The sequence below is a fragment of the Mycolicibacterium sp. XJ662 genome, from assembly GCF_053484035.1.
This window is the reverse complement of sequence record NZ_JBEFTL010000001.1, coordinates 502,090-521,875: the sequence shown is the minus strand read 5'-3', so window position 1 is coordinate 521,875 and position 19,786 is coordinate 502,090. Positions and strand designations below refer to the sequence as shown.

Below are 19,786 nucleotides of genomic sequence, written 5' to 3'. Positions count from 1 at the left end.
GCGCTCGAGGCGTGGGACCGGTGAACCAGACCGCACTGGCGGTGAGTTGTGCGCGTCCGGGGAGTCCAACCAGTGAATCGGTTACCAACCAGGAGGAGCCCGTGGGCCAACTGCTCAGAGTCCAGAACTTCAACGTCTCGCGCGACGGTTTCGGCGCCGGTGAGAACCAGAGTTTCGAGCGTCCGTTCGGTCACGCCGACCCCGGCGACATGTTCGCGTGGGCCGGAGCGACGGCGAGTTGGCCGAACCGCACTGATCCGGGTGGGAGTCGCGGTCTCGACGACTACTTCACCCGCGACTTCGCCCACAACATCGGAGCCGAGATCATGGGCCGAAACAAGTTCGGACCACAGCGCGGCCCATGGCGCGACCACGAATGGCAGGGCTGGTGGGGCGACGAGCCGCCGTTTCACACCCCGGTGTTCGTGATGACGCACTACGAGCGCCCGTCGTTCACCCTGTCGGACACCACATTCCACTTCGTCAACGCCGACCCGGCCACCGTCCTCGAGCGGGCACGCGAGGCTGCCCAAGGCAAGGACGTCCGGCTCGGCGGCGGAGCGACGGTCATCCGCCAGTTCCTCGACGCCGACCTGGTCGACACCCTCCACGTCGCGGTGTCGTCACAGGTGGAACTGGGTGCTGGCTCGCGGCTCTGGGAATCACCCGAGGAGTTGTCTGACCGATTCCACCACGAGGTCGTGCCCAGCCCGAGCGGCACAGTGCACCACCTGTTCTGGCGCTGAGGCAGCCGCGTATAGCGCCGCGGCCATCGCGGCGTCGGGCACCGCCGCGGGGATTACGCGGCATCCGGTTTGTCCGGTGGTGGTTGGGGTCTTCGGTGGTATCGGTTGGCCCGAGGCTGCCGGCTGGGGTCGACGGATTTTGGTGGATACCACAGTGTTTGGCCGAGGGTTTGTTCGTCGTAGCGGCGGCGGGCTTGCCACTGTTCGTCGGTGGGGCCGGTGTTGGCGTGGTCGGTGCCGCACACCATGGTGAGGCGGTCGATGTCGGTGGTGCCTTGGGCGGTCCATTCGATGACGTGATGGACGTCGGCGTGGTAGCCGGGCTGGTCGCAGCCGGGCATCGTGCAACCGGCGTCCGTGGCGTGCAACACGATGCGCTGATCGGCGGAGGCCAGGCGTTTGGATCGGCCCAAAAACAGTGGGCGCCCGCAGTTCTGGTCGTAGATATAGAGGTAGTGATGGGCGTGAGCCGCCATGCGCAGCGCCACTTCCATGGGCACAGTGGAGCCGCCGCCGGTCATCGCCACCCCGGCTGCGGCTTCCAACTGCTGCAGGGTCATGGTGACGATGGCGGTGACGGGCAGGCCGCGGTGTTGGCCGAGTTCTCCCGAGGCCAGCAGGGCACGCAGCCCGGCTTTGATGGCGTCGTGGTTGCGTTGGCCGGTGGTGCGGGTGTCGGTGGCTGCGGCGACCGGGTCGGGCTCACCATCGACGGCTGGTGACGGGTCCGCGGGGTTGCACATGCCGGGGCGCGCGAGCTTGGCAAGCAAGATCTCCACGTAGGCGCGGGCTTCGGGGTCAAAGTAGAACCGGCCCCGGGTCATCCCGTCGGCGTCCTGGGGGCCCATGACGAACTCGCTGCGGGCTTTGCGGCTCTGTTCTCTGCTGACTGGGTCGTTATGGGTCGCGTCGTAGTCGGCGAGCAGCAGCGCAGCGTCGCGGCGCAGGATCTCGGGGCGCTCGGCGACGGCCACCCCGGTCAACTCCAGATCGAAACGGGCCCGGTCGGCGTCGGAGGCGTTGTCCGGCAGTTTGGCGATGGTGTCGCGGATGATCTTGACGTGGTCGTCGCTGATCAGGGCGTGGCGGGCCGCGGCGGCGGTCTCGGGCAGGGTGGCCTCGGTCGCGTGCAGATCGGCGGCCACCGCGATGCGCGCCCCGGCGTCGGTGGCCGACAAGTGCAGCAGGTTGGCCAGGTGCGTGCGCAACCGGCTCACCCGCGTCGGCCACTGGGCGCGCAAGCCGTTGACAGCGTCGTAGCCCACGGTGCGCAGCTTGCGCTGGGCCGCTTCCACCTCACACAACACTGAGTCGAGCACTTCGGGGGCCAGGTCATCAAAAGGCAGTTCGGCCAACTCGGTGACCGCGGCATGCAGGCGTGACAACCGCGCCGCCACCTCGTCCCCGCCGAGCATCGCCACCTCCGATATCGAACCTACGTTCGAAAACGTTAGACGAGGGGTCCGACAAAAAGCTCGGTCAGATGCTCAGCCGGCGGTATCGCTGTAGGCGCCGAAGTCCGGCAGCGGGCACCGGGCCATCGTGCGGTTGCAATGCGGCGTCCATGCGTGCGCGGACGTCGTCGATATCGAACCCGGTGCCGATGGCGACCAGGCTGTTGGTCCGTGTCGACTTGGGCGCGGTCGCGATGTGTACCGACGTGCCGACCACGTTGACGGCGTAGCTGCGTTCCCGCGCGCCGGCGTGCACGCTGACCACGCCCTTGAGCCGGTATACACCGGCAGGCGGTTTCTCGAGCAGGTCGATGAGCGGGCCCGGGTCGAGGCCGCCCTCGCTGGTCGCGGTGACGGACTCGGCTGAAACGTGGTGGTGCGCATCGGCGACCAGCAGTTCGCGAAAGGACAGTTGCCCGGCGCCTTCGTCGGCGTCGGCGACGTCGTACAACAACGCGGGGTCGACCTGCCCGGCGACCGCGCCGACGAGGTGCACCTCCGGATTGCGTTCGCGCACACGTCGTTCGATCCGGCCGAGGACGTCGTCGCGGCGCTCCGGCGGGATCTGGTCGAGCTTGTTGACCACGACCAGAGACGCCGCACCGTATCGCGCAGGCGGGGTCTGGCCGTCGTCGACGGTGTCGAAGTGCGCGGTGACGTCGACGACGTCGACGATGCCGCCCGGTCGGATGCGCTCGACTCCGCTGAACCGGATGATCCGGGCAATCGCCACCGGGTCGGCCAGGCCGCTGGCCTCGACGATGATCGCGTCGAGACCGAGGCGGGGGTCGGCAAGCTTGGCCAGCGCCTCGTCGAGCCCACCGTCATCGGGTAGACAGCAGATGCAGCCTCCCGCGATCGACTCGGGCTCGTCGACCTGCCCGGTCACCAGCGCGGCGTCGACGTTGAGCTCACCAAAGTCGTTGATGACCACGCCGATTCGTGCGCCCGGGGTGCGAAGGACATGGTTGAGCAGCGTTGTTTTGCCTGCGCCGAGATAGCCGGTCAGCGCGATGACAGGTATCGCTCCCACCGCGTTCCCTCCTTCGGCCGACGTCAGTGTAGGGGGCGGTGTGGGCATCGTTCATCGGGCATTCAGTTGACGCGCTGATTCGATACCTGTCAATATCGACGAATGTCGAATTCACGCGGCTTCGCCGACGACAGTCGCTGTGATGGCCCACCTCTGCTGCGCGAACCCCTGTCGGCGGCGGAAGCCACGCAAATGGCGGTCAAGCTCAAGGCGCTGGCAGATCCGACGCGGTTGCGGCTGTTCAGCGCGATCGCCAGCCACGCCGGCGCCGAGGCATGCGTATGCGACATCACGACCGATATCGACGTCTCCCAGTCGACGGTGTCGCACCACCTCAAAGTGCTGCGCGACGCCGGCCTGCTGACCTCGCAGCGGCGCTCGTCGTGGGTGTACTACGCCGTGGTCCCCGAAGCCCTGCGCAGCCTTTCCGCGCTCCTCGACCTCACCACCGCCGTCGACGCATGAGCACCACGGCCTCGACCGCGCCGACGGCACCGGTCGTCGGGAAACTGTCCACGCTGGACCGGTTCCTGCCGGTGTGGATCGGCGTCGCGATGGCGGCGGGCCTGCTCCTCGGACGCTGGGTGCCAGAGGTCAACACCGTGCTGGAAGCCGGTCAGGTGGACGGCATTTCACTGCCGATCGCGGCGGGTCTGTTGGTCATGATGTACCCGGTGCTGGCGAAAGTGCGTTACGACCGCCTCGACACCGTGACCGGTGACCGCCGGCTTCTGACGAGTTCTCTGCTTCTCAACTGGGTGCTCGGGCCCGCGCTGATGTTCGCACTGGCATGGCTTCTGCTGCCGGACCTTCCGGAATACCGCACCGGCGTGATCATCGTCGGGTTGGCGAGATGCATTGCGATGGTGATCATCTGGAACGATCTGGCGTGCGGTGACCGCGAAGCTGCGGCGGTGCTCGTCGCGCTGAACTCGGTCTTCCAGGTCGTCATGTTCGCGGTGCTGGGCTGGTTCTACCTGTCGGTGCTGCCGGGCTGGCTCGGGTTGGCGCAGACGACCATCTCCGCCTCGCCGTGGCAGATCGCCAAGTCGGTGCTGATCTTCCTCGGAATCCCGCTGCTGGCCGGCTACCTATCGCGCCGCGTGGGCGAGCGTGTCAAGGGCCGCGACTGGTACGAAACCCGGTTCCTGCCGAAGATCGGGCCGTGGGCGCTGTACGGGCTGCTGTTCACGATCGTGATTCTCTTTGCGTTACAGGGGGATCAAATCACGAGCCGTCCGCTCGACGTGGCACGCATCGCGTTACCGCTGCTGGCCTACTTTGCGATCATGTGGTGCGGCGGGTATCTGCTCGGCGCGGCGCTGCGGCTCGGCTATGCGCGTACCACCGCGCTGGCGTTCACCGCCGCGGGCAACAACTTCGAGTTGGCGATCGCAGTGGCCATCGCCACGTTCGGCGCCACCTCCGGGCAGGCGCTGGCCGGCGTGGTGGGCCCGTTGATCGAGGTTCCGGTGTTGGTCGCGCTGGTGTATGTGTCGCTGGCGCTGCGACGCCGGTTGATCGCCGACGTCCGGCCCACCGTGCTGTTCTTGTGCACGCACAACGCCGGGCGCTCGCAGATGGCGCTGGGATACTTCAACCACCTCGCCGGCGGGCGTGCCGTGGCGTGGTCGGGTGGCTCGGAACCGGCGGATCAGATCAACCCGTCAGCGGTGCAGGCGATGGCGGAGGTCGGCATCGACATCACCCCTGAATACCCGAAACCGTGGACCGACGACACCGTGCGGGCCGCCGACGTTGTCGTCACGATGGGTTGTGGAGACACGTGCCCGTACTTCCCCGGGAAGCGTTACGAGAACTGGGATTTGCCCGACCCTGCCGGCCAGTCCGTCGAGGCCGTCCGTGCGATCCGCGACGACATCGAACATCGGGTCCGCGGCCTGCTCGACAGCCTGACGCCGCAGCTCACATCGCGAACGAGAACCCGCCGTTGACCGGGATCGTCTGGCCGGTGATCCACGACCCGTGGTCACTGGCGAGCAGGACCGTCAGCGCTGCCAGGTCATCGGGATCGCCGGGTCGTCGGATCGCATAGTTCTGCAGAATCGCTTTGGCCTGTGGGGAATCCGCGTGTTCGGCCCACAACGGCTCGGTCAGCGGGGTGCGCATCGTACCGAGCGCGATGTTGTTGGCCGTGATGCCGTAGCGCCCGTTTTCGACGGCGATGGACCGGATGAACCCGGCGGCCCCGGCCTTCGACGCCGCGTAGGCCGCGCCGTTGGCGTCGCCCGTGCGGCCCGCGTCCGAGACGATCGTGATGACCCGCCCCCAGTTGTTGGTGACCATCGCCGGCAGCACCGCGCGGGTGCAGTGCAATACCCCGTACAGGTTCACCCGCAGGTATGCCTCCCACTCCGCGGGCTCGGACTCGGCGAACGGACCGCGGCCGGCGAATCCCTCGGCGCCCGCATTGCCCGCGTTGTTGACCAGGATGTCGACATCGCCTTGTGCGGCAACCGCGTTGGCGACGTCATCGTAGTCCGTCACGTCAAAAGGCACTGGTGCGGCGCGGCCGCCGCCCTCACGTAACTCGTCGACCACCGCGTCGGCGCGGGCCGGACGCAGGTCGTTGACGAGCACCTCGGCACCGGCCTTGGTGAACGCGTGCGCCAACCCGCGACCCACACCTTGCCCCGCGCCGGTGATCAGGACACGGCGGCCGCTCAGATCGATTTGCAACGTCACACCCTGCAGAGTTGATCATGAAGTGGGGGATGTCAACTTGCGCTGCGCATCACGTTACGGCGGTACCAACGACGGCCGTGCCAGCGCTGATAGTTCCAGACCACGCTTGGCAGCGGACCCCTGGGGTGCAACCAGAATCCGTCGGGCACATCGAGTAGCGGTGCGCGACGGCCGATTTCGATCTCTCCGAGGACAAGGCCCTCGCCCTCCTCGGCGCGGCGTTGCGCGACGACGTTGCCGAGCGCATCGGTGATCAGCGTCGCCCCCTCGAAACGCCCCCGGTAGCTCATCGGCAACCACGGCATCGGGCATGTCACCTCACCGGCGTGGGCGGCGTGTACGACCGGTGCGCCGACGTACTTGGCGAAGGAGGCCGCCGCGAGTCGTGCCGTGGCCGCGTTGCTGCGTTCCCAGCGATCGAAGACGGCCCGGGGTGGCCACGGCGGAATCGACCACCAGCCGGATCCGGTCATCACCAGATCGACGCGCGACCGCAACCGCTTGACCGTGCCGGTGCGCATCAGCTCCCAGCACACCGCCGCGCCGATGTCGTAGTCCCTGGCCCTGAACACGCCGTCGTCGTCGCCGCCGACATAGAAGGCGTTCTCCCACATCGTGGGCAGGTCCTTGTCGTGGCGGCCCACCACACCGCTGGCGTCCGCAGCGAAATAGGCGTTGCGTACGTGCCCGTCGGCGTCCCGGCACAGAAACGAACCGCCGACCAGCGCGCGGTGCCGTCGGGCAAGGGCGATGAGCAGTTCGGTCGCCTTCCCGTCCGGCGGCAGGGCGGCGTCTTTCAGCGCGTCGACGAACCCGATACCGGTGGTGAAGAACTCGGGCAGCGCGATGACGTCTGCGCCGGCGCGACCGGCTTCGTCGGCGAGGCGTTCGCAGGCGGCGAGGTTGGCGCTCACGTCGCCCACAACCGCCTGGAGCTGAATCGCTGCTGCCAACACCACGGTTCAACGCTACTACGAGGCGCGACGGGCGCTGCCCGCTAGTGTGGCGACCATGTCCCAGCCGCCGGGCGACCCCCGGCCACCGATCGAGCGCCTGCTCCTGCGTGCCGGCGGTGTGCGCGGTCTGGTGTCCACGGCGTTGCCGGTCGCGGCGTTCGGCGCGACGTCGGCGCTGGCGGACTTGAGGTGGGCGGTGGCTGCCGCCATCGTGGCCGCGACGGCCGTCCTCGGCTGGCAGTTGCGCAGGCGCGAGTCCATTCGGCCCGCGTTGCTGGGGTTCGCGGGGGTGGCGGTGTGTGCTGCGTACGCGTTCGTCACTGGCCAGGCAAAGGACTTCTATCTGCCCGGCATCTGGATGTACTTCGCATTGGCCGTCTTGTTCACCACGTCGCTGGTGATCCGGCGACCACTGGTGGGTGTCGTGTGGGCACGCATCACCGGCCGCGACGGCAGTTGGCGCCGAATTCCGCGGGTGCGCTTGGCTTTCGATATCGCCACCGCGGTGATGGCCACGGCGTCCTGGTCGCGGTTCCTGGTGCAGTTCTATCTGTACGACACCGATCAGGACGGGCTTCTCGCGGTGGCGCGCATCGCGATGGGTTGGCCGGTGTTCGTCGTCACCTCATCGGTGATCTTTCTGGCCGTGCGGACCGCTCTGCGCACGGTGCCGCGCACCGCTTGAGACTCAACCGATCTCGGTTTCGTCCGGGTTTTCGGCGGCGACGGCCGGACCGGACGTGAGGTGCTCGAGCACGCCGGTGATGTCCAGAATGCGGTCCAGGTGTGCAGGGCGGTCGTCGAGGAACAACCGCGCCCCAACGGCTGAGGCTTTCCGATGGACCTGGAACAAGGCCGACAACCCGGTGGAGTCGATGAACGTCAACTCAGCGAAGTTCAGGTGCAGTTCTTGCCAGCTGGTTTCTGCGGAAAGCAACTCCGACACCGTGTTCAGCAGTCGGCCGGTGTGACCGTAGTCGAGGTCACCGGTGATATCGATACGCGCCGACCGAGTCGAAAGGTCTTGGGTCACGGTGAGTTTCATGAAACGGTCGTGGGTTGGTCGGCGGACAGGGCGGTGCGCGCGGCGGTCAGCAGGCGCTGGGTTCGCGGAAAGTCTTGAAGTTGGGCCGACAACAGTTCCAGCGTCAGCGTCAGCGAAATCGTCGGCACGCCGCGGGCGTAGAGCACCTCGGCGGTCCACACCATGAAACCCGTGAACAAATCGTCGTCGTCGACGTACAAAGCGGTCGCAAGGAAGTCGACGATATGGGCGACGTCCTGGGCGGTGTGCTCGCGTTGCGCCTCGCTGTAATCGCGCATCGCAGGGAAACGCTCCTGCAGGTCGGCAAGGGTCCGCTTGACGAGTTGCGCCTTGGTGCTGGTGACCATCGAGTACTCCTGGTCGGCCAGATGCGGCAGGTCCCCGGGAGCGTGGCGGTTCGCGGTGAGGCGAAGCCGGGTCAGGCCTTCGCTGAGCCACTGCGCGGCGGCGCGGGCGTCGGGCGCCCAGGCATCGGCGCCGAGCAGGCGCGCGTAGCGACCGTCGACCCCGAAGGCGGCACCACCCACGAGCACCGAGACACCCGCCGACTGGCAGGCGGCGATCGCCGCGTGCGCGGCAGGCAGGCGGGTCGGGATGGAACATGACAGCGCGACGGCATCGGGTGCGTGCTGGTGCAGGTGCGCGATCAGGTGCGGAGTCGGTACCTGGGCGCCGAGGAAGTCCACCTGCCAGCCACGCAACCGCAGCACCTCGCCGAGCAGACGGGCGGGAAGAGCGTGCCACTCGCCGTCGACGCATGCGACGGTGACGCGGCCGGCGCGAGCGGGAGGCGCGGCGGCGGGATGCTGCGACAGCGCCGCGACCACCCGGTCGTTAATCGCGGTCGCGGCGTGTTCCTGAGCGACCGTGATGCGGTTGGCGGCCCATTCGTCGCCGACCTTGCGCTGGACGGGCGCGATCACCTCCAACAGCGCGTCCTCGGGTGCGACGCCGGCGTCCACTGCCCCGCACACGACGGCGACCGCCGCGTACTCGTCGCCTTCGAGGAGGACATCCCACAACCGGGCTCGCACCTCGGCGGTGTCCTGGCTGCTCACGCGATGTACCTGCCTGCAGTGCTTCCGTCGACCGCGCTGAGATGTGTGCGGCGCGGAGCCGTGATGGCGACGACGGCCATGTCGTCGTGTACGCGGTCGGTTACCCACTGCGAGGCAAGCATCATCATCCGCTCGACGACCGCTTCAGCGGGTAGGCCGGCGCACTGCCCCAGCGCATCGATCAGCCGCTCGTCGCCGAAGAACTCCTGACCCAGCGGGCCTCCGCGGGCTTCGGAGAGGCCGTCGGTGTAGAGCAGGCACGTTTCGCCCGGTGCGAGCACGACCTCCGTCGACCGCGCTTTGAACTGCGGCAGGGCACCGACCAACATGCCGCGGGTGTCGGCTTGCTCCACCGTCCCGGTGTTGCGCACGATCAATGGGGCGGGGTGTCCGGCGCAGGTCAGCCGCAGTGTCAATTGACCGTCGCGGCGGGCGATCGAGGCCAGCACCATGGTGGCGAACCGGCTGTTGTCGGGTGACAGCAGCGCGCGGTTCAGCAGCTCGAGCACCTTTTCGTGGTCTTTGGCAAGGGGGGCCAGCGCCTGCAGCGTGTTCCTGATCTTGCCGCTGAGCACCGCCGCCTCGAGACCTTTTCCACAGACATCCCCGAGCACCACCAGGGTTTCGGCGTCGGGTTCCGTCGCGGGGTGCACGTCGTAGAAGTCGCCGCCGACCAAGTCATGGTCCGCGGACGCGCGGTACCCGCCGGCAAGCTCGAAATCATCGCGTCGTTGCAGCTGCGGAGGCAGCAGTTCGCGCATCAGCGTGCGGGTGATCGCCGACTGCTCGGCATAGAGCCGGGCCGCGGACAGCGCCGCGCCCGCGCGGACCGCGAACAACCGGGCGAACGTTTCCTCGCTTTCGGTGAACGGCGACTGGGCGTCGCGGCGTAGCAGCACCAACGCACCTGCGGGTACGCCGTGGCCGGGTAGGGGGGTGATGAGCACCGACCCCGCCGCCGTGTCGAAGTGCGGTGGGGTCAACCAGTCCGGCATCGACGCGGGGTCGATCCAGCGCGCGGGCATGGGCGGAAAACCGCGAAGCGCTTCGCCGAGCCCTGGCACCTCGGCGGGGTCGGCTTCGACGCTGCGATGTTCGGCGGCACCGTCGGGGCCGCTACAGACGATCGATATTTGGTCGTCTCCGCTTGCGGCGACGACGACCGCCGCATCCGCCAGGTGCCGGGCCCCCATCTGCACTGTGGTCGCCATGCACCGGTCGACGTTCAGTGAGGCCATCAGCACGGCCGACGCGTCGTCGAGGAATGCCGCGCGCTCACGCTCGAGGGCCAACGCCTCTCGTGCACGCTGCAGTGAACGGTCGGTGTCTTCGACCAGCCACCACGCAATCTCGTCGCCCGAAAGTTCGGTTGGCGTTGCTTTGAACTCCCGGCCGTTGACGGTGCCGGTCGCCACCGAAGCCCGCCGCTGGTGTCCGTGCACCAGCCATGCCGGCGCGGCGTCCGCCAACTGGGCGCCGACTTCGGCGTCGGGCAGCACCGTTCGGGCGGAGGCACTCACTGCCCGGATGACGCCGGAGCGGTCGACCACCACCGCGGGGTGCGGAACGGATCGCCAGGTGGACACGTCGACAGCATCCGATTCGCTCTTCACGCATCGGTCACTGCTCAACGGTCGGCTCCGCACTCAAAAACATCACACCTCGGCAGACGTCGATATTCGCTGCGAGGCGTTGGGCTCAGCCCCTAATGGGTTCGACTCTACCCCGGTGCGCCGAACGACCTCATGGAAAGCTGATGACCCCGCGGATGTTCTGACCTGCGCGCAGATCGCGCATCGCCTCGTTGATGTCGTCGAGCTTGTATTTCTGCGTGACGAGTTCGTCGAGTTTGAGGGTGCCGGCTTCGTACATCGAAAGCAGCCGGGGCATCGCTTCGCGGGGGTTCATTTCGCCGTAGAGCACGCCCTTGAGCGTCTTACACGACGACACCATGTCGGGCAGGCTCATCGGGACCATCAGGTCGCTGACCTTCGCCATGCCGGTGAGCACGCAGGTGCCGCCCTTGCGTAACAGCATCATCGCCGTCATCACGAGGTCGACGGGCACCACGCCCGGCGTCAGCACGACGCGGTCGGCCATCACGCCCCAGGTGATCTCCTTGACGAGTTCTAGTGCGGCGCCGGCGTCGACGGCGGTGTGTGTCGCGCCGAAACTGGGAGCGATCTCGCGCTTGAACTCGTTCGGGTCGACGGCGACGATGTGTTTGGCGCCGGCCGCTTTCGCGCCCTGGACCGCGTTCATCCCGATTCCGCCGACGCCGACGACCACGACGGTGTCGCCGACCTGTGTGCCCGCCGCCACCGAGCCGGAGCCGAATCCGGTTGTGACCCCGCAGGATACGAGGGAGGCCGCTTCCAGCGGGATCCCGTCGTTGATCTTGACCAGCGATCGCTCGGAGGCGACGACGTACTCGGAGAAGGTGCCGACCTGCATCATCGCCATCAGGTTTTCGTCGCCGACCCGGCGCCGACAGGTGCCGTCGGTGGTCATGTTCTTGCTGTAGAGGTCGGCGCCGACGTCACAGAGATAGGTATGTCCGGTGGCGCACCACCGGCAGTTGCCGCACGCGGGCAGAAACGAAATCGCGACGTGGTCACCGGGTTTGAGGTTCTTGACTTCCGGGCCCACTTCTTCGACGACTCCGGAGCCTTCGTGGCCGCCGAGCATCGGAAACCACTCCGGCACGGGCACGCCGGAGGCCCGCATCATCTCTTCCATCTCCGGGCTTGGCACGCTGTCGCCGGTGTAGAAGTGCTCGTCGGAGTGGCAGATGCCGGCGTAGGCCATCTTGACGAGCACCTCACCGGCGTGCGGTGGGTCCAGTTCGACGTCGGTGACCTCCCAGTCGACGCCTACCCCGCGCAGCACGGCCGCTCTGGATTTCATCTACGACTCCTTCACCACTGCCGGAGTTCGGCCACCGCGCCGGATGGACGAGGGGCGAGAGTGAGATAGGGAATGAAACTGCTTTTACCGCAACTCAATACGTTGTGGACTACCTCGACGAGGTGCTCGGCCTCGACCAGACCGCCCTGCATGTAGCCGTTGTCCATCCAGAACCGGATGGCGTTCTCCATCGCCTGGGGATCCCATGCCTTGTTGAACTCGGTTTGAGAGTCGCCTTCACCGCCGAAGCAGTCGCCGACGGCGAGCCTGGTGAACCCGATGTTGGGATGTTCGATGCGCCAGGCTTCGACAAGCTTGTCCAGCGCCGCCTTGGACACCGCGTAGGCGCCGAGTAGCGGCCACGGAGCGGAGTACGACGCGCTCAGCGACGACAGGTAGAGCGCCGACCCGGCGGCCGCGGCGAGATGGGGAGCGGCCGCGGCGGTGACCAGTGACGCCCCGGTGACGTTGGTGGCGAACAGCGCTTGCCATTGCGCGGCGGTGACGTCGGTAAGCGGCGCGAGGACGCCGACACCGGTGGTGTAGACGAGTGCGTCCAGACCGCCGAACTCGTCGGCAATCTCGGCCATGGCCCGCCGGCAGCTCTGTTCGTCGGTGACGTCACAAGCAACGGCGATCGCCCCGTTGCCGGCGTCCTGGGCGGCGGTGACCAATCGGTCGAGGCGCCTGGCAAGGAAGGCGACCCGCGCTCCGCGCTGAGCCAGCCCGACCCCTATGCAACGCCCCAACCCCGAGGACGCTCCCACGACAGCGACACGCTGGGCGGGTGAGTCGGACATAGGCCTCCCATCGACCTGACAGTGAAAGTGAGGCTAGCAGAAATAGAGAGCGATCATTCACGATAGCGGAAACAGGTGTTCTCATCTTGCGGTTAACGGCGCAGCACTTTGCGGGGTTCAACCGCGAAGCTCAGCAGTAGGCGGTCGAGCACCGCGGCCGCCCTGGCGCGGGCCTTCGTTGGATGCTTGGCATGGGCAACGAGCAACGCCGCTTCTTCCACCGCAGCGACCACCAGATGCGTCAGCTCGCCGACCGGATGCTCATCGATGATGCCTTCGGCGATGGCTTCCTTGACCAACTCGTTGATGAGCGCGATGCTGTTGCGCTCCTGGATCGATCGCAACGTCTGCCAACCCAGCACCACGGGTCCGTCCAGCAGCATGATGCGCTGCACTTCGGGTTCGAGCGCCGACTCGAGAAATCCCTGGAGTCCGGCCGAGAGGCGTTCCCAAGTGTCCGAACCCGGGGGCGGCGAGGCCAGCGAACGCAGCGTCAGATCGCGCTCGACCTCTTCGAACACCGCGCGAAAAAGCTCGGCTTTGTCCGTGAAGTGGTGATAGAACGCCCCGCGGGTGCCAACGCCGGAGGTGGCGACGAGATCGCCGATGCTGGTGTCGAAATAGCCTTTTTCCACGAACAATCTGCGGCCGGCGTCGACCAGGTCGCGTCGCGTCCGATCCCCTCGTGCCCGACGTTCGATATCGGTGCCACCCCGCTTGGCCATCCGCCCATGCTAGCAACATTCATCATGTATGTTGCGGTGATGGCTGACGAAGAGGTCCGCGGTTACGGGTCGGTCGCACCGTTGAAAGTGGGTCTGCTCAACGACTATCCGACGAAGGGCGACACCGACAACGACACGGTCGCGGCGTTGCATCTGGTCATCGAGGAAGCGCTCGCCGCGGGGCTGATCGATCGCCCCGTCGAGCTGGTGCAGCGAAACGCAGTCGGTCTGCCCAACGGCACCTACGCGGCGGTCGAAAAGGCCTTCGACGAGCTGGTCGAGGAGGGCTGCCTCGCCATTTTCGGCCCCTGGGTCTCCGACAATGTGGTGCCGCTGCGCCCACACGTCGACGCGACTGCCCGAGTCCCGATCATCACCCTGTCGGGCTCGGAAGGGGCGCTGGGGGAATGGTGTTTCGCCCTCAACAACGGATCAATGGCCGAGGAGCCGATCATGCTGGCCGCGGTCATGATCGGCGACGGCCGGTCGAGTATCGCGATTGCCTACGAGGCGTCGCTGATCGGCAAGGAGTACCTCGGTGGCGCCGAAAAAGCCTATGCAGCCGCCGGTTTGAAGGTCCTGACAACCGTCGCCATCCCACAGGTGGAGGCCGACAAAGCCGACGCTGTCAAAGCGCTGCGGGCCGTCGAACCGGATGCGCTGGTCCATGTCGGGTTCGGGCACGGGCTGTGGGGTTTCTCCGACGCGCTGTTGGCCGCCGGCTGGGATCCGCCCCGTTACACGACGACCGCGTTCGAGATGGCCCACATCAGTCCGGAGTGGATGCACCATCTTCGCGGCTGGATCGGGCTGGACAGCTACGACGAGCGCAACCGGGTCGGCCAAGCCTTCCTGGACCGGTTCGAGGCCCGATATGGCCGTCGCCCGGGTCATTCCATGCCTGGCCTCGCGCGCGACGCCGCGACGGTGATCGTGCGGGGTTTGTCCGCGGCCCGCCCGCTGACCGGTGACGGCGTTCGACACGGTATCGAGCAGGTGAAGCTCATCCCGTCGGCCAGTGGCGCGCCGGGGACGTTCCTGCGCTTCGGCCGCTATATCCGCCAGGGCTGGTTGGGTTCGGACTATCTCATTGCGCGCCGCATATTGCCCGACGGCGCTTCGCATGTCTTTCATGCGGCCCCGAGCGAGAACATCTCACGGGCGGTCGGAACCACCTAACTGGATCGCCCCGAACACCGGCGCGGTGACGATTCCAGGCGGTTGGGCCAGCACGTAGGGAATCGCCCGAACAGCCCCCATCGCGATCATCAGGTGTCCCGGATGCGCGTGCTGTCCGGTCGGGACATGGCCGTCCCATCCGACGTCGAGGGCGAGCTCGAAGCTCGGTTCGCCCTTGATGACGGCGCGAATCAGCGGCGCCCTGTCGCCGGGCGCCAGCGGTGTCAGTCCCCACTGAGGTAGATCACGGGTGAGCACCCATTCCTCGTGGATCGCCAGCAGCGGCCGACCTGACCAGTGACCGGTCCAGGAGAAACGTTGCCCCACAACGGTCCCCGCTTCGATGCTGCCCGCTTGCACCTCGATGTCGTGGGGAAGCGTGGTGGCATCGACCGACACATCCACGTGCGAGAGCCTGACCCCCAGGACATCTGCGGTGGCGTTGAGCGCTTGACGGTAGGCCATGTCGAGCTTCTTGATGATCGGCGAGTCGATGCTGACATCTTCGGGCGGTCGCCCCATGCCCATGAGATCGATCAGCATGGGCCGGCTGTCGACGCCCGACACATCGGTGGCTTCATAGAGGTCTATCCGGTCGATGGTCTTGCTCAGCCCGGTTACCGTGGCCACCAACCGTTCGAACATGAAGCCGGGGTTCTCACCGGCGGCGTGGAACCGCGACTGCCCCGCACGACAGGCCTCGACGAACGCCGCTTCGGTTTCGGCGCCGTAGGTGGGCAGGTGGTTGTAGGAGGTCGTGGTGATGACGTTGGTGCCCGACGCGAGCAGCCGGCAAATGTCGTCGGCGTTGGTGTCGACGGCATGGGCCTTGCTGGCGGCGTGGATCACGACGTCGGCGCCGAGCGCGAAGATCTCCTCCTTGTCCGCGGTGGCGCGCACCCCGGTGGCAGCGGGCAGACCACATAGCGCCCCGGCATCCTGACCCACCTTGGCCGGGTCGTACACCAACACGCCGGCCAGCTGGAAATCAGGATTCTCGATGAGTTCAGCCAGCGCCGCGCGACCGACCGCTCCGGTTGCCCATTGCACCACTTGAGTCATCAATCGAACGCTCCCGGTTGAATTTTCGTCGTTTGGGGTCACGCGATACCGGCTCAACCTACAGTATGGAGGTAGCAACCACCAGGATGTATGTTGAGCTCGGCCGATCAGCAGTGAGGAGTCGTCACATGTTCGAGCCGATGAGCGTCGAGGAACTCGAGCAGAGCATTCGGGACGCCCAAGACAAGTTCAACGAGGGCATGGGCGCCGACGGTGATGCCTCGCCTTATCCGTTGCTCAAGGAGTTGCGTGCGCTGGCGCCGGTGCACGCTGGGTGGCCCGAGGTGGGCATGATCGGCAATTCGGGCGACGGGCCGCCGACGTTCACGGCGTACACGTTCGACACCGTCAAGGAGGTCTTCGGCGACCACATCACGTTCAGCACGCGCTGCTATGAAGATGTGGTCCGGCCACTGCAGGGCCCCACGATCCTCGAGATGCAGGACCCCGAACACGCGGTCTACCGCAAGCTTCACGAGTTCGCTTTCGCCCGCTCGTCGATGAAGCGTTGGGATGTCGAGTTGGTCGGACCGCTGGTCGACCGGACTCTCGCGAAAATCAAGGACGCCAAGCGCGCCGACCTGGTCGATGCGGTGTTCATGCCGATTCCGGTGCGGGTGATCGCCGCTCTGCTGGGGCTACCCGAATCCGACGTGTTGCATTTTCACCGGCTCGCGATCGACCTGCTTGGCTTCCACGGCGATATGGAATGCGCGATGCGGGCGTCCGCGCAAATGAAGGACTACTTCGTCGACATCCTCGCCGACAAGCGCAAGTCACCCAAAGACGACATGGTGTCCATCCTTGCGAGTGCCGAGGTCAACGGCGTGAAGATGTCCGACGAGCAGATCTACGGCTTCATGCGAAATCTCCTGCCTGCCGGCGCCGAGACCACGTCACGCTCGACCGCCAGCCTGGCCTATGCCTTGCTCACCCACCCCGATCAACTCGACGCGGTGCGCGCCGATCGCAGCCTGCTCCCTCAGGCCATCGAGGAAGGTATCCGTTGGGAGACGCCGCTGCTCAACTTCATGCGGGAGGTCACCTGTGACACCGAACTCGGTGGTGTCCAGATCCCCGGTGGCGCAACGATGATGCTCAGCCTCGGCAGCGCCAACCACGACGAGGCGCGCTGGACCGAGCCCGAGAAGTTCGACATCTTCCGAGAGCGCAAAGCCCACATCGGGTTCGGATACGGCGCCCACGTCTGCCTGGGCATGCACCTCGCGCGGCTCGAGACCACGAAGATCTTCAACGCGCTGTTCGACGAGCTTCCCGGTTTGCGCCTCGACCCCGAAGCGCCGCCGCCCTACATCACCGGCACCATGTTCCGGTCACCACCACGTCTCGACGCGATATGGGACTGAACGGCGGTGATAACGTCTGTTCTCAGATGCGGTAAATGATGTTCTCGACGGGGAGCGCGCAATGGAAGATGTACTGGGATACCAAGGCAAATCGGTTGTCGTGACGGGCGCCGCATCGGGCATGGGGCAGGCGACGGCACAGATCCTCGTCGACCTCGGCGCGACGGTCACCGCGCTTGACATCAAACCGACGACCGTTCCCGTCGCCCGCGCGCTACAGATAGACCTACGAGACCGGCAGAGCATCGAAGAGGTCGCAGCCGCCATCGACGGTCCGATCGACGGGCTGTTCAGCTGTGCCGGGCTTCCCGGTCCGCCGTTCAGCGAATGGGACACCATCCTGGTCAACTTCGTCGGGGCGCGGCATCTGGCTGAGCTTCTCGTGCCGAAAATGTCGGATGGGTCTGCGATCAGCGTCATCTCGTCGTCATCCGCGATCGGCTGGCAGGACCACATCAAGGTGATCACCGGGCTGCTGGAAACCGAGGGCTTCGATGCGGCGGTCGAGTGGCTGACCGCCAACGAGAAGTTGTGGTCATGGAGCGGCTACGCCTACTCGAAGTACATCATCGATGCCTGGGTGGGCTGGTGGTATCCCGAACTGGGTCGCCGCGGCATCCGGATCAACTGCATCAACCCGGGCCCCACCGAGACGGCGATGATGCCGGCCTTCCAGGATCTGATGGGCAAGGACACCGTCGATGCGGCCGTCGGACCGGTCGGGCGCTATTCGACTCCCGAGGAGCAGGCCTGGCCCCTGGTCTGCCTCGGTAGCCCGCGCTTCAGTTACGTCGGCGGTGAGGTGCTGTGGACCGACGGCGGCTGGAACGGTGCGATGACCATGGGCCGTCATCAAGCGCAGTGGGCCGACACGGCCGCGGCGCAGATGTCGAAGCGCAGCTGAGCGCGCGCGGCTAGCGACCTGGAGTGTCGATAGCTCATCGCGTGCTTGCCCCATCTGACAACAGGCCGCTCAGTTGCCGCGCGAGATCTGACTTCTTGAGCTTGCCCGTAGCCGTGAACGGCAGCGCATCTTTCGGCGTGATCCAGATGAACTTGGGCACCTTGTACGCCGACAGGCGGGTGCGGACCTGTGCCTGCACCTCATCGGGATCCAACTGCGTGTCACCGCGAGGAACCACGGCTGCGGCCACGATCGTCCCGTTGCGCCCGTCCTCCGCGCCGACGACATACGCCTCGAGGACGCCGTCGCAGCTGGCCAGCGCGGATTCGACTTCGCCCGGAGTGACGTTGGTTCCGCCACTGGTTTTGATCAGATCGCCTAGTCGGCCGGTGAACTTGATCCACCCGTCGTCGTACTGAATTCCGCAGTCCCCCGTTCGGTAGTAGCCGTCCGGTGTGAAGACTTCTTCGCGTTCGCGCTTGTAAAGCCGCTGCATCAGCGAGTAGCCGCGTACCCAGATTTCGCCTTCGGTGCCCGGTGCGCAGGGGTCTCCCGTCGTCGGGTCGACCAGCAGATGCGACAACCCGTCGACCGAATAGCCGCCCGTCTCACGGCGATCGGCGGATTGTGGGGGATACGGGTCGACGCCGATGTGGTTGCCGCACAGTTCGGTCATCCCAAGGGCGTTGGGACCCTTCGGGCGGCGTTCGGGCGGCACCATCGCGGGCATGCTGGTGCGCTGCACCGAACTGAGGTCGCGCCGCGCGAAGTCCGGGTGCTCGGAGAGCGACTTGCCTTGTTGCGGCCAGCCCAGCGTGATCGTCGCGCGGTGGCGCTCGATCAACTCGAGCGCCTCGGCGGCGTCGAACGCCGGCTGGGAGACCAGCGTTGCGCCGTGGTGGATTACGGCGTGGATGCCGGTGATCAGGCCACCGACCCAGAAGAACGGCATGGCGGTGAACATCACCGTGTCGCTCGTGACGCCGTAGTCGAACGTGAGGTTGTAGGTGTGGCGCACCAGTGTGCCGTGCGTGTGCACGGGTCCTTTCGGGTCGCCGGTGCTGCCCGAGGTGTAGATGATCATCGCGTCGTCGGCCGGCGTCACACAGGATTCCACGTCGACCAGGAGGTCGGAGGCGACGTCATCGGGAAGGGTCGTCGCCCATGGGCGGTCGGACCCTTGCCACACCACGATCGTGCGCAGATACGGCGCTTGTCGCACAGCGATCCTGCCGGGGTTCTTCTGATCGCTGAGGCCTGGTAGCGCCTCCTCGAGGCGGTCGAGGAAGTCGTGACCGCGGAAGCCCGATTGGGCGATGATCGCGCGCAGATCGGCATGCCGAGCGGTCCACCCCAGTTCCGCGGCCTGGTAGAAGGTGTTCAGCGGCACCGCGACCGCGCCGATGCGCGTGGTCGCGAACCAGGCGATCGCCCACTCCACGCTGTTGGACATCAGGATCCCGACGTGGTCGCCCTTGCCGAGACCTTCGGCCAGCAGCGCCGTGGCGAACCGCGCCGACCTCAGCTCGAGATCGGTATAGCTGAGCGTCTGCCCCTCTGCGATCAGAAACGGCTTGTCCCCGAACCGCACTGCGCACGACCCGACCAGAGCGGGGATCGTGGGCGTCACGGTGGGGAAGGGCACGAGTCGAACATCCTCTCCGACAGGCTGGCCTTCACAGGATAGCCACCCTTGACTGAACGAGAATAGCGGTTCTCACATCACGATTACACTTCAGCCATGTCACCGCTGGACCGCCTCGAACGCCCGACGTGCCGTTGCGCGCGGCGATGCCGCACCCCCGAGGTCCCTGCCCGCTTGTCTCGGCGGCCCTAGCGTGTCT

At 66.5% G+C, this 19,786-nt stretch carries 19 protein-coding genes; 7 read left to right on the top strand and 12 right to left on the bottom strand.

Features of this window, described 5'->3' with window-relative positions:
- The first annotated feature begins 101 nt into the window (after positions 1-101).
- Complete coding sequence (locus ABQE93_RS02445; protein ID WP_448405673.1) at positions 102-746, top strand: dihydrofolate reductase family protein; 645 nt, start codon at positions 102-104, stop codon at positions 744-746.
- A gap of 53 nt (positions 747-799) precedes the next feature.
- Here ABQE93_RS02445 and ABQE93_RS02440 read toward each other — a convergent pair whose 3' ends face one another.
- Complete coding sequence (locus tag ABQE93_RS02440; RefSeq protein WP_448406497.1) at positions 800-2,161, bottom strand: HNH endonuclease signature motif containing protein; 1,362 nt, start codon at positions 2,159-2,161, stop codon at positions 800-802.
- A 64-nt stretch (positions 2,162-2,225) separates the two neighbouring features.
- Positions 2,226-3,233, bottom strand: coding sequence for a CobW family GTP-binding protein (locus ABQE93_RS02435; RefSeq protein ID WP_448405672.1), 1,008 nt, complete (start codon positions 3,231-3,233; stop codon positions 2,226-2,228).
- A gap of 102 nt (positions 3,234-3,335) precedes the next feature.
- On the opposite strand from ABQE93_RS02435, the gene ABQE93_RS02430 reads away from it, so the two are divergent.
- Both ABQE93_RS02430 and arsB read left to right on the top strand, forming a co-directional pair.
- Positions 3,336-3,698, top strand: coding sequence for an ArsR/SmtB family transcription factor (locus ABQE93_RS02430; RefSeq protein ID WP_448405671.1), 363 nt, complete (start codon positions 3,336-3,338; stop codon positions 3,696-3,698).
- Complete coding sequence (gene arsB / locus ABQE93_RS02425; RefSeq protein ID WP_448405670.1) at positions 3,695-5,188, top strand: ACR3 family arsenite efflux transporter; 1,494 nt, start codon at positions 3,695-3,697, stop codon at positions 5,186-5,188. The genes ABQE93_RS02430 and arsB overlap by 4 nt, the downstream gene beginning before the upstream one ends.
- Here arsB and ABQE93_RS02420 read toward each other — a convergent pair.
- A complete protein-coding gene (locus ABQE93_RS02420) occupies positions 5,160-5,939 on the bottom strand; it encodes an SDR family NAD(P)-dependent oxidoreductase (protein ID WP_448405669.1) in 780 nt (259 codons plus the stop codon). The two genes, arsB and ABQE93_RS02420, sit on opposite strands and share 29 nt — an antisense overlap.
- Before the next feature lie 32 nt (positions 5,940-5,971).
- Complete coding sequence (locus ABQE93_RS02415; RefSeq protein WP_448405668.1) at positions 5,972-6,898, bottom strand: carbon-nitrogen hydrolase family protein; 927 nt, start codon at positions 6,896-6,898, stop codon at positions 5,972-5,974.
- A 52-nt stretch (positions 6,899-6,950) separates the two neighbouring features.
- Here ABQE93_RS02415 and ABQE93_RS02410 point away from each other — a divergent pair, with 52 nt between their 5' ends.
- Positions 6,951-7,580, top strand: coding sequence for a DUF3159 domain-containing protein (locus ABQE93_RS02410; protein WP_448405667.1), 630 nt, complete (start codon positions 6,951-6,953; stop codon positions 7,578-7,580).
- A 3-nt stretch (positions 7,581-7,583) separates the two neighbouring features.
- Here ABQE93_RS02410 and ABQE93_RS02405 read toward each other — a convergent pair whose 3' ends face one another.
- From ABQE93_RS02405 to ABQE93_RS02380, 6 genes are all read right to left on the bottom strand, one after another.
- Complete coding sequence (locus tag ABQE93_RS02405; RefSeq protein ID WP_448405666.1) at positions 7,584-7,940, bottom strand: STAS domain-containing protein; 357 nt, start codon at positions 7,938-7,940, stop codon at positions 7,584-7,586.
- The gene (locus ABQE93_RS02400; protein WP_448405665.1) at positions 7,937-8,998 is read right to left on the bottom strand and encodes a cobalamin B12-binding domain-containing protein; all 1,062 of its coding nucleotides are present in this window, start codon (positions 8,996-8,998) and stop codon (positions 7,937-7,939) included. The genes ABQE93_RS02405 and ABQE93_RS02400 overlap by 4 nt, the downstream gene beginning before the upstream one ends.
- Complete coding sequence (locus tag ABQE93_RS02395) at positions 8,995-10,584, bottom strand: PP2C family protein-serine/threonine phosphatase (protein WP_448405664.1); 1,590 nt, start codon at positions 10,582-10,584, stop codon at positions 8,995-8,997. The genes ABQE93_RS02400 and ABQE93_RS02395 overlap by 4 nt, the downstream gene beginning before the upstream one ends.
- A 157-nt stretch (positions 10,585-10,741) precedes the next feature.
- Complete coding sequence (locus ABQE93_RS02390) at positions 10,742-11,905, bottom strand: NDMA-dependent alcohol dehydrogenase (RefSeq protein ID WP_448405663.1); 1,164 nt, start codon at positions 11,903-11,905, stop codon at positions 10,742-10,744.
- Positions 11,906-11,916: 11 nt separating this feature from the next.
- Positions 11,917-12,705, bottom strand: coding sequence for an SDR family oxidoreductase (locus ABQE93_RS02385; protein ID WP_448405662.1), 789 nt, complete (start codon positions 12,703-12,705; stop codon positions 11,917-11,919).
- Between the two features lie 92 nt (positions 12,706-12,797).
- Complete coding sequence (locus tag ABQE93_RS02380) at positions 12,798-13,430, bottom strand: TetR/AcrR family transcriptional regulator (protein WP_448405661.1); 633 nt, start codon at positions 13,428-13,430, stop codon at positions 12,798-12,800.
- A 39-nt stretch (positions 13,431-13,469) separates the two neighbouring features.
- Here ABQE93_RS02380 and ABQE93_RS02375 point away from each other — a divergent pair, with 39 nt between their 5' ends.
- On the top strand, positions 13,470-14,609 hold the full coding sequence (locus tag ABQE93_RS02375) for an ABC transporter substrate-binding protein (protein WP_448405660.1): 1,140 nt from the start codon (positions 13,470-13,472) through the stop codon (positions 14,607-14,609).
- On the opposite strand, the gene ABQE93_RS02370 is transcribed toward ABQE93_RS02375, so the two are convergent.
- On the bottom strand, positions 14,586-15,659 hold the full coding sequence (locus ABQE93_RS02370) for an NAD(P)H-dependent amine dehydrogenase family protein (protein ID WP_448406496.1): 1,074 nt from the start codon (positions 15,657-15,659) through the stop codon (positions 14,586-14,588). The two genes, ABQE93_RS02375 and ABQE93_RS02370, sit on opposite strands and share 24 nt — an antisense overlap.
- A gap of 140 nt (positions 15,660-15,799) precedes the next feature.
- On the opposite strand from ABQE93_RS02370, the gene ABQE93_RS02365 reads away from it, so the two are divergent.
- Positions 15,800-17,038, top strand: a complete 1,239-nt coding sequence (locus tag ABQE93_RS02365; protein ID WP_448405659.1) for a cytochrome P450 — start codon at positions 15,800-15,802, stop codon at positions 17,036-17,038.
- Between the two features lie 61 nt (positions 17,039-17,099).
- A complete protein-coding gene (locus ABQE93_RS02360; RefSeq protein ID WP_448405658.1) occupies positions 17,100-17,942 on the top strand; it encodes an SDR family oxidoreductase in 843 nt (280 codons plus the stop codon).
- 34 nt (positions 17,943-17,976) lie between these two features.
- Here ABQE93_RS02360 and ABQE93_RS02355 read toward each other — a convergent pair whose 3' ends face one another.
- The gene (locus tag ABQE93_RS02355) at positions 17,977-19,587 is read right to left on the bottom strand and encodes a class I adenylate-forming enzyme family protein (protein ID WP_448405657.1); all 1,611 of its coding nucleotides are present in this window, start codon (positions 19,585-19,587) and stop codon (positions 17,977-17,979) included.
- Between the last annotated feature and the right edge of the window lie 199 nt (positions 19,588-19,786).

Excerpts from the sequence above, each read along its gene's own strand:
- arsB (WP_448405670.1), top strand. The coding sequence starts at position 3,695 with ATGAGCACCACGGCCTCGACCGCGCCGACGGCACCGGTCGTCGGGAAA.
- ABQE93_RS02375 (WP_448405660.1), top strand. The coding sequence starts at position 13,470 with ATGGCTGACGAAGAGGTCCGCGGTTACGGGTCGGTCGCACCGTTGAAA.
- ABQE93_RS02440 (WP_448406497.1), bottom strand. The coding sequence starts at position 2,161 with ATGCTCGGCGGGGACGAGGTGGCGGCGCGGTTGTCACGCCTGCATGCC.
- ABQE93_RS02410 (WP_448405667.1), top strand. The coding sequence starts at position 6,951 with ATGTCCCAGCCGCCGGGCGACCCCCGGCCACCGATCGAGCGCCTGCTC.
- ABQE93_RS02430 (WP_448405671.1), top strand. The coding sequence starts at position 3,336 with ATGTCGAATTCACGCGGCTTCGCCGACGACAGTCGCTGTGATGGCCCA.
- ABQE93_RS02360 (WP_448405658.1), top strand. The coding sequence starts at position 17,100 with ATGGAAGATGTACTGGGATACCAAGGCAAATCGGTTGTCGTGACGGGC.
- ABQE93_RS02365 (WP_448405659.1), top strand. The coding sequence starts at position 15,800 with ATGTTCGAGCCGATGAGCGTCGAGGAACTCGAGCAGAGCATTCGGGAC.
- ABQE93_RS02385 (WP_448405662.1), bottom strand. The coding sequence starts at position 12,705 with ATGTCCGACTCACCCGCCCAGCGTGTCGCTGTCGTGGGAGCGTCCTCG.
- ABQE93_RS02380 (WP_448405661.1), bottom strand. The coding sequence starts at position 13,430 with ATGGCCAAGCGGGGTGGCACCGATATCGAACGTCGGGCACGAGGGGAT.
- ABQE93_RS02405 (WP_448405666.1), bottom strand. The coding sequence starts at position 7,940 with ATGAAACTCACCGTGACCCAAGACCTTTCGACTCGGTCGGCGCGTATC.
- ABQE93_RS02390 (WP_448405663.1), bottom strand. The coding sequence starts at position 11,905 with ATGAAATCCAGAGCGGCCGTGCTGCGCGGGGTAGGCGTCGACTGGGAG.